This is a genomic window from Streptomyces sp. RPT161, assembly GCF_027533845.1.
In the GTDB taxonomy this organism is placed as follows: Bacteria; Actinomycetota; Actinomycetes; order Streptomycetales; family Streptomycetaceae; genus Streptantibioticus_A; species Streptantibioticus_A silvisoli_A.
This window is the reverse complement of sequence record NZ_JAPZVN010000001.1, coordinates 700065-712526: the sequence shown is the minus strand read 5'-3', so window position 1 is coordinate 712526 and position 12462 is coordinate 700065. Positions and strand designations below refer to the sequence as shown.

Sequence of the window (12462 nt, the reverse complement as noted above, 5' to 3'; positions counted from 1 at the left end):
CGAGGGTTCGACGCGCCCTAGGTCCGATAGCCTGACGGCGGATCTCTCGGCGTCGAGACATCGGCAGTCACCGGCGCCGGACCATCCCGAAACAACAGGGGCCGGGGCGCCCAAAAAACACAGCGCAGGAGATCGCAATGACCCGCACTCCCGTCAACGTCACTGTCACCGGTGCGGCTGGCCAGATCGGCTACGCACTGCTTTTCCGCATCGCGTCCGGGCAGCTCCTCGGCGCCGACGTTCCGGTCAAGCTGCGCCTGCTGGAGATCACGCCGGCCCTGAAGGCAGCCGAGGGCACCGCCATGGAGCTGGACGACTGCGCCTTCCCGCTGCTCAAGGGCATCGACATCTCCGATGACCCCAACGTGGCCTTCGACGGTGCCAACGTGGCCCTGCTGGTCGGCGCCCGCCCCCGCACCAAGGGCATGGAGCGCGGCGACCTGCTGGAGGCCAACGGCGGCATCTTCAAGCCGCAGGGCAAGGCGATCAACGACCACGCCGCCGACGACATCAAGGTCCTGGTGGTCGGCAACCCGGCCAACACCAACGCGCTGATCGCCCAGGCCGCCGCCCCCGACGTACCGGCCGAGCGCTTCACCGCGATGACCCGCCTGGACCACAACCGCGCGGTCACCCAGCTGGCGAAGAAGACCGGCGTCGCCGTCTCCGAGATCCGCAAGCTGACGATCTGGGGCAACCACTCCGCCACCCAGTACCCGGACATCTTCCACGCCGAGGTCGCGGGCAAGAACGCCGCCGAGGTCGTAAACGACGAGAAGTGGCTGGCCGAGGAGTTCATCCCGACCGTCGCCAAGCGCGGCGCCGCCATCATCGAGGCCCGTGGCGCCTCGTCGGCCGCCTCCGCCGCCAACGCCGCCATCGACCACGTCCACACCTGGGTCAACGGCACCAAGGAGGGCGACTGGACCTCCATGGGTATCGTCTCCGACGGCTCCTACGGTGTGCCGGAGGGCCTGATCTCCTCCTTCCCGGTCACCACCAAGGACGGCAAGTTCGAGATCGTCCAGGGCCTGGAGATCAACGAGTTCTCCCGCACCCGCATCGACGCGTCCGTCAAGGAGCTTGAGGAGGAGCGCGAGGCCGTCCGCGCCCTCGGCCTCATCTGAGCCGCAGACACCAACTGGGCCCCGCCGTCGGCACGTTGCCGGTGGCGGGGCCCAGTGATTTGTTCAGTCGCGGGGGAACTCGGCGGTGGTAAGGGTCAGTCCGATGACGGTGTCGGTGAGGTCGACGGGCACGCCGAAGGCGGCGGTGAGTTCGCTGAGGTAGGCGCCGTCCTTGGGCTGGGTGAAGAGGTGGCACGTGCCGGTATACGGGTCGGCGATGAGGTAGACGGGGACGCCAGCCGTCGCGTACGTGGCCTTCTTCGACCCGTAGTCGTTGTTCGCGGTGTTCCTGGAGATCACCTCGGCAACGAACTCGACATCTTGGTATCGCGGGTGGCCCTTTTTGGTGGGCTGGGCGTCCTTGCGGAGCACTGCCACATCTGGACAGAACCCGTTCATTTCGCCGGGGAAGTCCATCCGGACGTCGGAACGAATCTGCTTCCTGGAGTACTTCGCCCGCAGTTGCTCGACGATATCCAGGATGATCTCCCAGTGCGCAGCCCGTTGCGGCGACATGTAGACGGCCCCCTCGACAATCTCAACCCTGTAGCCCTCGGGGACTGGCTCCAGCTGCTCGAACAGGGCGTCCAAAGGGGTCTGGTCGCTCTCGGCCATCTCGGTCCTGTCCATCAGGTCGGCGGTCACGTTGAGCTCCTCCCCGCTGCCGCGTATCGCAAGCAGCCGCACAGTTCAACGATACGCACGGCGGCCAGGACACGAGGCCCTTTGTCAGCGGGCTGACAGTGGCCGGAACGGCTTGTCAGTGGGTTGTCAGGCGGAATGGCCAGGATCGGTGGCAACGCCAGGCATCACGTCTCGCGTCGAACCGGATAGATCCCACCTGATGTCGAGGAGCCCCAGATGGAGAACGTCAATGTCCTTATCTCCGGAGCAAGCGTCGGTGGCCCCGCCCTGGCGTACTTCCTGAACCGATACGGCTTCAACGTCACCGTCGTCGAGCGGGCGCCCCACCTACGTCCCGGCGGGCAGGCGATCGACGTGCGGGCCGCCGCGCTCGATGTCCTTGAGCAGATGGGCGTCCTGGAGGAGGCGCGCCGTCTCAAGACCGACGTGCGCGGCATGTCCATCGTGGACAGCACCGGCAAGGAGCTGTACCGCACCGCCGAACACACCTTCACCGGCGGCCCGATCGCCAACTCCGATGTCGAGATCCTCCGCGACGACCTGTGCCGTCTGATCTACGAGGCGACCGGTGAAGGCGTCGAGTACCTCTTCGACGACTCGATCACCAGCATCACCCAGGACGCGCACACCGCCCACGTCACCTTCGAGAACAGCGCACCGCGCGACTTCGACATCGTCGTCGGCGCGGACGGACTGCACTCCAACGTCCGCAAACTGGTCTTCGGCCCCGAGTCGCAGTTCTTCCGCTACCTCGGCTCCTACCTGGCCGTGTTCACCGCCCCCAACTTCCTTGACCTGGACCACTGGCAGGTCTTCTACCGACTCGGCGGCATCATGATGAGCCTCCGCGACAACAGCGAACTCCGTGTCTACATGGGCTTCGAGTCCAAGGAACCCATTGACTACGACTTCCGCGACCTCACCGCGCAGAAGCGGCTGATCGCCGAGAGGATGGCCAACGTCGGCTGGGAGTTCCCCAACGCGCTCAAGTACATGTGGGACGCCCCCGACTTCCACTTCGACTCCATGAGCCAGATCCGCATGGACAGTTGGTCCAACGGCCGGGTCGTACTGCTCGGCGACGCCGGATACTGCGGCTCGCCCATGTCCGGTCAGGGCACGAGCATGGCGCTGATCGGCGCGTACGTCCTCGCGGGCGAGCTCAAGGCGGCGGGCGGCGACCACGCCGCGGCGTTCGCCGCCTACGAGGACGAGCTACGTGGCTTCGTGGAGCGGAACCAGGGCATCGCCCTGGAGAACGCCGAACAGCGGGCCGCGGCGGAGGAGGCCTTCGCCGGGATGTCCGAGGAGGAGATAGCCCAAGCGATGGGCGACAGCGGGGACCACGAGGAGTTCCGCGACGTGGTGACGTCGTACTCCCTCAAGACGTACTGACGGGAAGTGGCCGCCCCCCCCGCGTGGGGGCGGCCACTTCACCCTGCTCAGACGACGGTGGGGTACGCGCGGGCGAACTCCACGAAGGCGGACCACTGTTCGGGCGTGAAGTCCAGTACGGGACCGGTCTTGTCCTTGGAGTCCCGGACGTGGACGGCGGCGGGGTGCGCGGCGACTTCAACGCACTGGCCGCCTCCGCCGCCGCTGTAGCTGGACTTGAACCAAACGAGCTCGTTCATGTCGCTCCCGTTGCCAACTGCTTGATGAAGCTGACCGATTCATCGGGTGTAAGGGCCTGGCTCCGCAGGATCGCATACCGTTGGGCGATCTTGCTGACGGTTGGACGGTCTGTGATCAGGCGGCCGATGTTCTGGACCTCTAGGTACGCGCACAGCTCTTTCTCAGGCGGTTCGACCACGGTCAGTGGACCTTCGAGCCCGGCGTGGCCTGGGCGCTCGGTCGGCATCACTTGGATTTCGACGTGCCGCATCTGTGCTACGTCCAACAGGCGCTCCAGTTGCTCGCGCATGACCTCCCGGCCACCGACGGAGCGACGTAGAAGAACCTCTTCGAAAATGAAGCTCAGGGATGAGGCTGGCACGCGCGTGAGCAGCTTCTGTCGGGCTAGCCGAGCGTCGACTCGGAGTTCGATCTCCTGGTCGTCCAAGGCTGGGCGGTGCTCGATGTGTACGGCGTGTGCGTACGCCTCGGTTTGTAGCAGCCCGTTGACGAGTTGGTTGTCGTACGCCGACAGCGCAACCGCCTCTGCCTCCAGCTCCGCGAACGGCTGGAACCACGAGGGATGCGGCTCCTTCAGCAGTTCATCCGCCACCGACGTGAAGACCCCGTGCACCTGGAACAGCTCCTCGAACGCAAGCAGTAGTTCGGGCTTCGGGGTCCGCCGCCCTGACTCGATGCTGCGGATCTGGGACTCCGAGTACCCGACCTTCTTACCGAGTTGAGCCTGGGTGAGCCCGGCTCTTAGCCGTAGGGCCTTGACCTGGGTGCCGATGATCCGCAAGCTCACAGGTGTGTTGCCGTCGCTCATCACGATTCTCCCCTCATCGATGAGCACGAAGCGCGCACCGCGCAACCACCGCACAGATCCACCGCACAGCGCGTCAGCGGCCCCGTACCCTGCGTGGATCTCGAAACCGTAGCCCTGACCAGGGCAGCCTCGGGGCATGAACGCTGAAAGCCCACCCGATCGAATGCCGGTTCCCCTGCGAGGAGTTGGCGGAGAGAGGACGTTTACAGACGCGGCGCCGGTGGACGTACGGACGATCGCCATGACCGTGAACACGGTCCTGGGCGACCGCGCCGCCTACCCCCGGTACGAGGAGGTCGAGGAACTCGTCCTGTGCCTGCGTGGGCACATCATGCTGCTGATCCCCGAGGTGGAGACGCTGGCATGCGCGCAGCCGAAGGACGACCTGTGCCGCGCGCTGGCGCTGGCCGGAATCGCGGAGGCCCGGCGGAAGTTGCGCGGCGACACCGGGACGGGACTGGCGTCCGCCGTCCTGCACGCGCAGCAACTGGCGCGAGCCTGCCAGGCGTTGCTGCTGCACCACAAACGCCTGACGGCGTAGCGCCGAAAAAAATCATGGACACGGGTGTCATACGAGGGCGCCCCCTCGCTCGTGTAGCTGGTGAAGGTCACAGCAGCACCGAGACCAAGGGGGAAAACAATGGCATCCGTGCTCATTCGGAAGACCGCGGCGCTGGCCGCCGGCGTGGCCGCCGTGGCGGGCCTCGGCTTCGTCGCACCGGCCGCCCAGGCCGTCCCGCGGCACCACGCCGTGGTGGCACACCACAGCGACCAGGCCCCGTCCGGATGGATCGACCGCGGCAAGTACTGGACGTTCGACGGTTGCAACAGCGACGGCCAGCAGGGCGTCCAGCGCGGTGCGTGGGACCAGTACCAGTGCGCCAACGGAAGTGTCTTCTGGAACCTGTGGACCAACCGCTGAACCACCCTCCGAAGGGGCGGCCGGGGAGTACGTGACGGGGGCTCCGGCCGCCCCGGCAGGATCGGCCGCCACGCAATGGCGGAAAGGTGACTAGCGTCACTCTTTTCAAGAAAACACGCATACGTATGCGCCTTCCGGTTAGGGGTTCGCTGCTGGTCAGCCAGCTTGCGCAAATCGGACATTGGAAGGCAGAACAGACGTGTCGGCAGTCGAGACCATTCATGTGAACGGGGCGTGGCAGCCCGCCGCGTCCGGCGCGCAGCGGGAGGTCCTCGACCCCGCAGACGCGAAGACGCTGGCCTTGGTGGCCGAGGGCGGCGTCGCCGACACGGACGCGGCGGTGGCCGCGGCCCGCCGGTCGTTCGACGAGGGGACCTGGCCGCGGACGACGGTCGCCGAGCGGGCCGCGCTGCTGCGCCGGGTCGCCGACCTGCTCCAGCGGGACCGCGAGGCGATCGCGCTGACCGAGAGCCGGGACACCGGGAAGACCCTGGAAGAGGGCCGCGTCGACGTGGACGACGTGACCAACGCGTTCCGCTACTTCGCCGACCTGGTGATGAACGAGAGCGGCGGCCGTGTGGTGGACGCGGGATCGCCCGACGTGCACAGCGTGGTCGTCTACGAGCCGGTCGGCGTGTGCGCGATGATCACGCCCTGGAACTACCCGCTGCTCCAGGCCAGTTGGAAGATCGCTCCGGCGCTGGCGGCGGGCAACACCTTCGTCATCAAGCCCAGCGAGGTCACCCCGCTGTCCACCGTGCATCTGATGAAGCTGCTGGTGGAGGCAGGGCTTCCGGCCGGAGTCGGCAACGTGGTCACCGGCTCCGGCGACCCGGTGGGCGCCCGGCTGGCCGAGCACCCGGACGTGGACCTGGTCTCGTTCACCGGCGGTCTGGCCAGCGGCACCAAGGTGATGGAGGCCGCCGCGGCCAGCGTGAAGAAGGTCGCGCTTGAGCTGGGCGGCAAGAACCCGAACGTGGTCTTCGCCGACGCCTGCGCCACCGAGGAGGGCTTCGACACCGCCGTCGACCAGGCGCTGAACGCGGCCTTCATCCACAGCGGCCAGGTCTGCTCGGCCGGTGCCCGACTGATCATCGAGGACTCGGTGCGCGACCGCTTCGTCGCCGAACTCGCCCGCCGCGCCGAGCGGATCAAGCTCGGCCGGGGCACCGAGCCGGGCGTCGAGTGCGGCCCGCTGGTGTCCGCGGCCCAACTCGCCAAGACGGAACGCTACGTCGCGGCGGCGCTCGCCGAGGGCGCCAGCCTGCGCTGCGGTGGCTCCCGCCCCGAGCCCAGCCAGATCCGCCCGGCCACCGGCTACTTCTACTCGCCGACCGTCCTCGACCACTGCCATGGCGAGATGAGCGTGGTCCGCGAGGAGACCTTCGGGCCGATCCTCACAGTGGAGACCTTCCACACCGAGGACGAGGCGGTGGCGCTGGCCAACGACACCGAGTACGGCCTGGCGGGCGCGGTGTGGACCACCGACGCGGGCCGCGCCCGGCGGGTCGCCGGACGGCTGCGGCACGGAACGGTGTGGATCAACGACTACCACCCGTACCTCCCGCAGGCCGAGTGGGGCGGCTTCGGCAAGTCCGGCATCGGACGCGAACTCGGCCCGTCCGGGCTGAACGAGTACCGCGAGCCCAAGCACATCTACCAGAACCTGGCGCCGCGCCCGGTCCGCTGGTTCGGCGGCTGACCGCCGAACCGTTCCAAAGGGCCCGAGTTCACGCACCCCCGCACCAGAGGAGCAGTACCCCCATGCCCGTGAATGACCACGTTTACGACTATGTCGTGATCGGCGGCGGCACCGCAGGATCCGTCATCGCCTCCCGGCTCACCGAGGACCCCTCGGTCCAGGTCGCGGTGATCGAGGGCGGGCCGTCCGACGTCGACCGCGAGGACGTGCTCACGCTGCGCCGCTGGCTGGGACTGCTCGGCGGCGACCTGGACTACGACTACCCGACCACCGAGCAGCCGCGCGGCAACTCGCACATCCGGCACAGCCGCGCCCGGGTGCTCGGCGGCTGCTCCTCGCACAACACGCTGATCAGCTTCAAGCCGCTGCCGTCCGACTGGGACGAGTGGGCGCAGGCCGGTGCCGAGGGCTGGGACGCGGCGGCCATGGACCCGTACTTCGACCGGCTGCGGAACAACATCGTGGCGGTGGACGAGAAGGACCGGAACGCCATCGCCCGTGACTTCATCGACGCCGCCCAGGCGGCGATCGGCGTGCCGCGCGTCGAGGGCTTCAACCGCAAGCCGTTCCACGAGGGCGTCGGCTTCTTCGATCTGGCGTACCACCCGGAGAACAACAAGCGGTCCTCCGCGTCGGTCGCCTACCTGCACCCCTTCCTCGACCGCGGCAACCTCCACCTGATGCTGGAGACCTGGGCGTACAAGCTGGAACTGGACGCCGACAAGCGGGTCACCGGTGTGCGGGTGCGCACCAAGGACGGCGAGGAGATCCTCGTCCGGGCCGCCCGCGAGGTGCTGGTGTGCGCTGGCGCGGTGGACACCCCGCGGCTGCTGATGCACTCCGGCATAGGCCCGAAGCAGGACCTTGAGGCGCTGGGCATACCCGTGGTGCACGACCTGCCGGGCGTCGGCGAGAACCTGCTGGACCACCCCGAGTCGGTGATCGTCTGGGAGACCGACGGGCCGATCCCGGACAACTCCGCGATGGACTCCGACGCGGGCCTGTTCGTCCGCCGGGACCCGGACTCCAAGGGCCCCGACCTGATGTTCCACTTCTACCAGATCCCGTTCACCGACAACCCCGAGCGCCTCGGCTACGAAAAGCCCCCGCACGGGGTGTCGATGACCCCCAACATCCCCAAGCCGCGCAGCCGCGGCCGCCTCTACCTGACCAGCGCGGACCCGTCGGTCAAGCCCGCCCTGGACTTCAGGTACTTCACCGACCCCGAGGACTACGACGGACGCACCCTGGTCGACGGCATCCGCATCGCCCGGGAGATCGCCAGGACCGAGCCGCTGGCCAGCTGGCTCAAGCGCGAGGTCTGCCCGGGGCCCGAGGTCACCTCGGACCAGGACATCTCCGAGTACGCCCGCAAGGTCGCGCACACCGTCTACCACCCGGCGGGCACCTGCAAGATGGGCGCCGACGACGACGAACTCGCCGTCGTCGACCCGCAGTTGCGGATCCGGGGCCTGAACGGCGTCCGTATCGCGGACGCGTCCGTCTTCCCGACGATGCCCGCGGTGAACCCGATGATCGGCGTGCTGATGGTGGGGGAGAAGGCCGCCGAACTGCTCGGCGCAACCCCGACCCGAGGCGGTGATGCCCGATGAGCGACTCCACGAACCCGGTGTTCGCCGTCCGCAACCTGTGGAAGGTCTTCGGCCCCAAGGCCGACCGGATCCCCGGATCCCCCGAAGCCGACCTGAGCGGCGAGGACCTGCGGCAGCGCACCGGCTGCACGGTCGCGGTACGGGATGTCTCCTTCGACGTGCGCAAGGGCGAGGTCTTCGTCGTCATGGGCCTGTCCGGCTCCGGCAAGTCCACCCTGGTGCGCTGTCTGACCCGGCTGATCGAGCCGACCTCCGGCGGGATCGCCATCGACGGCGAGGACGTGCGCGGCATGGACACCGCCCGGCTGCGCGAGCTGCGCCGCCACCGCGCGGCCATGGTCTTCCAGCACTTCGGCCTGCTGCCGCACCGCTCGGTGCTGGACAACGTCGCCTACGGCCTGGAGATCCAGGGGGCGGGCAAGGCGGAACGGCGGGCCAAGGCCGGCGAGATAGTGGAGAAGGTCGGCCTGGCGGGCCTTGAGGGCCGACGCCCCGGCCAGCTCTCCGGTGGCCAGCAGCAGCGCGTCGGGCTCGCCCGGGCGCTCGCCGTCGACCCCGAAGTGCTGCTGTTCGACGAGCCGTTCAGCGCGCTCGACCCGCTGATCCGCCGGGACATGCAGGAGGAGGTCGTCCGCCTGCACCGGGAGGAGGGCCGCACGATGGTCTTCATCACCCACGACCTGTCCGAGGCGCTGCGGCTCGGCGACCGGATCGCGCTGATGCGCGCCGGGCGGATCGTGCAGTGCGGCACCCCGGAGGAGATCGTCGGCTCCCCGGCCGACGAGTACGTGCGCGACTTCGTCCGGGACGTGCCGCGCGAGCAGGTCCTCACGGTGCGCCGCGCGATGCGGCCCGCCGTGGGCGGTGAGGCCGACAACGGTCCCGCGGTGGCCCCAACGACCCTGGTCAGCGAGGCGATCGAGGCGGTGGCCAGGACCGGCGGTCCGGTCCGGGTGGTCGAGGGCGCGCGCTGCCTCGGGGTCGTGGACCACCAGGTGCTGCTGGCGGTGGTGGCGGGGGTTGAGAGCGCCGGTTCCGGTGCGCCGACTGAGAAGGCCGTCGCGTGAGTGCTGTGAGTACGGCCGCGGCCAAGCCCGTCGGCGGTTCCGTCCGGGAGTTGGTGGCACGGCGGCGTGGGCTCGCCAAGCTGGTGCTGCTCGCCGTTGTCGCGGCGGTCGTGGTGCCGCTGGTGAACTCGCGCTGGGGCAGCGGCAGTTGGCCCGCCGCGCTGACCGTCGACCCGTCGGGTTCGCTGGGCAAGGCCAGCAACTGGATCATCGACAACCGGGACAGCAGCCCGGTCTTCCTCTACTTCTTCGGCTACGTCAGCTACGGCGTGGGCTACGCCGTACGCGGTGTCTACCTCCTGTTGCTGGCCCTCGGCTGGACCGGGGTGACCGCCGCGGCGACGCTGCTGGCCTGGCGGTTCGCCGGGCGGCGGGTCGCGCTCACCGCCCTGGTCTCGCTGCTGGCCTGCGGGGCGCTCGGCATGTGGGTGCCGACCATGCAGACGCTGGCGCTGATGGTGGTGGCCGTGCTCGCCTCGGTCGCCGTGGGCGCGCTGCTCGGTCTTGCCGCCGGGCTGTCGGACCGGATGTTCCGGGTGCTGCGGCCGGTGCTGGACACCATGCAGGTGCTCCCCGCCTTCGCCTATCTGCTGCCGTTCGTCTGGGTCTTCGGCATCGGCGTGCCGCCCGCGGTGCTGGCCACCGTGGTCTACGCGGCCCCGCCGATGGCCCGGCTCACCGCGCTCGGGCTGCGCGGCGCCGACTCCGGCGTGCTGGAGGCGGTCACCTCGCTCGGGGCGACCGGGCGGCAGCGGCTGCTGACCGCGCGGCTGCCGCTGGCCCGGGGGCAGCTGCTGCTGGGCGTCAACCAGACGATCATGATGGCGCTGTCGATGGCCGTGATCGCCTCGGTGATCGGCGCGGGCGGCCTCGGCGACCGCGTCTACCAGGCGCTGTCCACCGTCGACGTCGGCAACGCGCTGGCCGCGGGCATCCCGATCGTGCTGCTCGCCGTCGTGCTCGACCGTACGACGGCGGCCGCCGGGGCGCGGATCGGATCCGATCGCGAGCGGTTCGGGCGCGGCTGGGTCGTGTGGAGCGTGCTCGCCGCGGCGATCGCCGGGTGCGCGCTCGTGGGACGGTTGCTTGACTCGGCTTCCTGGCCGGGGAGTTGGACGGTCAGCATCGCGGCACCGGTCAACAGCGTCGTCGGCTGGATCACCGGGCACCTCAACACCGGCGTTCCGGTGATCGGCGGGACCGCCGACTGGGCGGCCGGGTTCACCACCTGGGTCCTCGACCCGCTGCGCGACGGCCTTCAGGGTCTGCCGTGGTGGTCGGTGCTGCTGGTCGTGGGCGCGCTGGCCTGGCTGATCGGTACCTGGCGCACGGCGCTCACCGCCGTGCTGGCGATGGCGGCGATCGGCGTGCTCGGGGTGTGGAGCGTCTCGCTGGACACCCTCTCGCAGGTGCTGGCCGCGCTGGCGGTGACGCTCGTCGTCGGCATCGCCATCGGCATCGCGGCGGCGCGCAGCCGTCGGTTCGAAGCGCTGCTCCGGCCGGTGCTGGACGTCTTCCAGACCATGCCGCAGTTCGTCTACCTGATCCCGGTCGTCGCGCTGTTCGGCGCGGGCCGGGCCGCGGGCGCGGCGGCGGCCGTGGCGTACGCGGTACCGGCGGTCGTGCGGATCACCACGCAGGGCCTGCGGCAGGTGGACCCCGGGGCGATGGAGGCCGCGCGGTCGCTGGGCGCGACCGGGGGCCAGCAGGTGCGACAGGTGCAACTGCCGCTCGCCCGGCCCGCGTTGCTGCTCGCGGTCAACCAGGGCGTGGTGCTGGTACTGGCGGTGGTCGTCATCGCGGGCATGATCGGCGGCGGTGCGCTCGGCTACAACGTGGTCTTCGGGCTCGCCCAGGGCGATCTGGCGACCGGGTTGATCGGCGGTACGGCGATCGTGTGCCTCGGGCTGATGTTGGACCGGGTGACGCAGCCGGTCGCCTCCGCGAAGGGACGGTGATGGTGATCATGCGTAGGAAGTTGCTGGGCGCGCTGCTCGCGGGTGGCGTGCTGGTCACCGCCACGGGCTGCGGTGCGGCCGACATGACCAAGCAGACCTCGCCGTACGCGAACGCCTCCGGTGCGAAGACGGTGACCCTGTCCGTGCAGTCGTGGGTGGGCTCGCAGGCCAACGTGGCGGTCGCCCAGTACCTGCTGGAGCACGAGCTGGGGTACCGGGTGGACACCGTCCAGGTAGACGAGGTGCCCGCGTGGGACGCGCTCAGCCAGGACCGCGTGGACGCGCTCCTGGAGGACTGGGGGCACCCCGACCAGGAGAAGCGGTACGTCCAGGAGAAGAAGACCATCGTCTCCGCCGGGGGCGAGGGGGTCACCGGGCACATCGGCTGGTGGGTGCCGAAGTATCTCGCCGACGAGTATCCGGACATCCTCGACTGGCGGAACCTCAACAAGTACGCGGATCTGATGCGGACCGCGGAGAGCGGCAACAAGGGGCAGTTGCTTGACGGTTCGCCGTCCTACGTCACCAACGACAAGGCGCTGGTGAAGAACCTCCATCTCAACTACCAGCCGGTGTTCGCCGGTTCCGAGGCGGCGCAGATCACCCAGATCAAGCAGTTCGCCAAGGACAGGAAGCCGTTCCTGACGTACTGGTACACGCCGCAGTGGCTGTTCAACGAAGTGCCGATGGTGGAGGTGAAACTCCCGCCGTACACGGACGCCTGTGGCGCCAAGGCGCCAGCGGACATCGACTGCGCCTACCCCACGACTCCGTTGCAGAAGTACCTGAACGCGAACTTCGCCAAGCACGGGGGGAAGGCTGCTCAGTTCCTGAAGAACTTCCACTGGACGAAGGACGAGCAGAACGAGGTGTCGCAGATGATCGCGGAGCAGAAGCTGTCGCCGGAGGCGGCGGCGAAGCGGTGGGTTGACGCCCATCCGGACGTCTGGCGGGCCTGGCTGCCCAAGTAGTTCTTCCCGCCCGC

The 12462-nt window shown here is 69.0% G+C and carries 12 protein-coding genes; 9 read left to right on the top strand and 3 right to left on the bottom strand.

What is annotated here, in order from left to right:
• Positions 1-137: 137 nt before the first annotated feature.
• Complete coding sequence (locus O5O46_RS03220; RefSeq protein ID WP_269853642.1) at positions 138-1127, top strand: malate dehydrogenase; 990 nt, start codon at positions 138-140, stop codon at positions 1125-1127.
• Positions 1128-1190: 63 nt separating this feature from the next.
• Here the strand turns inward: O5O46_RS03220 and O5O46_RS03215 are convergent, their stop codons facing one another.
• Positions 1191-1742: a Uma2 family endonuclease gene (locus O5O46_RS03215; protein WP_269853912.1), complete on the bottom strand. Its 552-nt coding sequence runs from the start codon at positions 1740-1742 to the stop codon at positions 1191-1193.
• A 246-nt stretch (positions 1743-1988) separates the two neighbouring features.
• Between O5O46_RS03215 and O5O46_RS03210 the strand changes: the two genes are divergently transcribed.
• On the top strand, positions 1989-3167 hold the full coding sequence (locus O5O46_RS03210; RefSeq protein WP_269853641.1) for an FAD-dependent monooxygenase: 1179 nt from the start codon (positions 1989-1991) through the stop codon (positions 3165-3167).
• A gap of 47 nt (positions 3168-3214) precedes the next feature.
• Here O5O46_RS03210 and O5O46_RS03205 read toward each other — a convergent pair whose 3' ends face one another.
• Together O5O46_RS03205 and O5O46_RS03200 are read right to left on the bottom strand one after the other, a co-directional pair.
• Positions 3215-3406 (bottom strand): DUF397 domain-containing protein, encoded by a 192-nt coding sequence (locus O5O46_RS03205; RefSeq protein WP_269853640.1) that lies wholly within the window; start codon positions 3404-3406, stop codon positions 3215-3217.
• Entirely contained in the window at positions 3403-4242 is an 840-nt protein-coding gene (locus O5O46_RS03200; RefSeq protein WP_269853639.1) for a helix-turn-helix domain-containing protein, read from the bottom strand. The genes O5O46_RS03205 and O5O46_RS03200 overlap by 4 nt, the downstream gene beginning before the upstream one ends.
• A gap of 214 nt (positions 4243-4456) precedes the next feature.
• Here O5O46_RS03200 and O5O46_RS03195 point away from each other — a divergent pair, with 214 nt between their 5' ends.
• From O5O46_RS03195 to O5O46_RS03165, 7 genes are all read left to right on the top strand, one after another.
• Positions 4457-4756 carry a DUF6415 family natural product biosynthesis protein gene (locus tag O5O46_RS03195; protein ID WP_269853638.1) on the top strand — a complete coding sequence of 100 codons (300 nt, stop codon included), beginning with the start codon at positions 4457-4459 and terminating at the stop codon, positions 4754-4756.
• Between the two features lie 99 nt (positions 4757-4855).
• Complete coding sequence (locus tag O5O46_RS03190) at positions 4856-5137, top strand: hypothetical protein (protein ID WP_443072367.1); 282 nt, start codon at positions 4856-4858, stop codon at positions 5135-5137.
• Positions 5138-5336: 199 nt separating this feature from the next.
• A complete protein-coding gene (locus O5O46_RS03185) occupies positions 5337-6839 on the top strand; it encodes an aldehyde dehydrogenase family protein (RefSeq protein WP_269853636.1) in 1503 nt (500 codons plus the stop codon).
• Positions 6840-6901: 62 nt separating this feature from the next.
• Positions 6902-8452 carry a GMC family oxidoreductase gene (locus O5O46_RS03180; RefSeq protein WP_269853635.1) on the top strand — a complete coding sequence of 517 codons (1551 nt, stop codon included), beginning with the start codon at positions 6902-6904 and terminating at the stop codon, positions 8450-8452.
• Positions 8449-9519 carry a quaternary amine ABC transporter ATP-binding protein gene (locus O5O46_RS03175; RefSeq protein ID WP_269853634.1) on the top strand — a complete coding sequence of 357 codons (1071 nt, stop codon included), beginning with the start codon at positions 8449-8451 and terminating at the stop codon, positions 9517-9519. The genes O5O46_RS03180 and O5O46_RS03175 overlap by 4 nt, the downstream gene beginning before the upstream one ends.
• Before the next feature lie 5 nt (positions 9520-9524).
• A complete protein-coding gene (locus O5O46_RS03170) occupies positions 9525-11477 on the top strand; it encodes an ABC transporter permease (RefSeq protein ID WP_443072382.1) in 1953 nt (650 codons plus the stop codon).
• A gap of 8 nt (positions 11478-11485) precedes the next feature.
• Positions 11486-12448 (top strand): ABC transporter substrate-binding protein, encoded by a 963-nt coding sequence (locus O5O46_RS03165; RefSeq protein WP_269853633.1) that lies wholly within the window; start codon positions 11486-11488, stop codon positions 12446-12448.
• Positions 12449-12462: the final 14 nt, after the last annotated feature.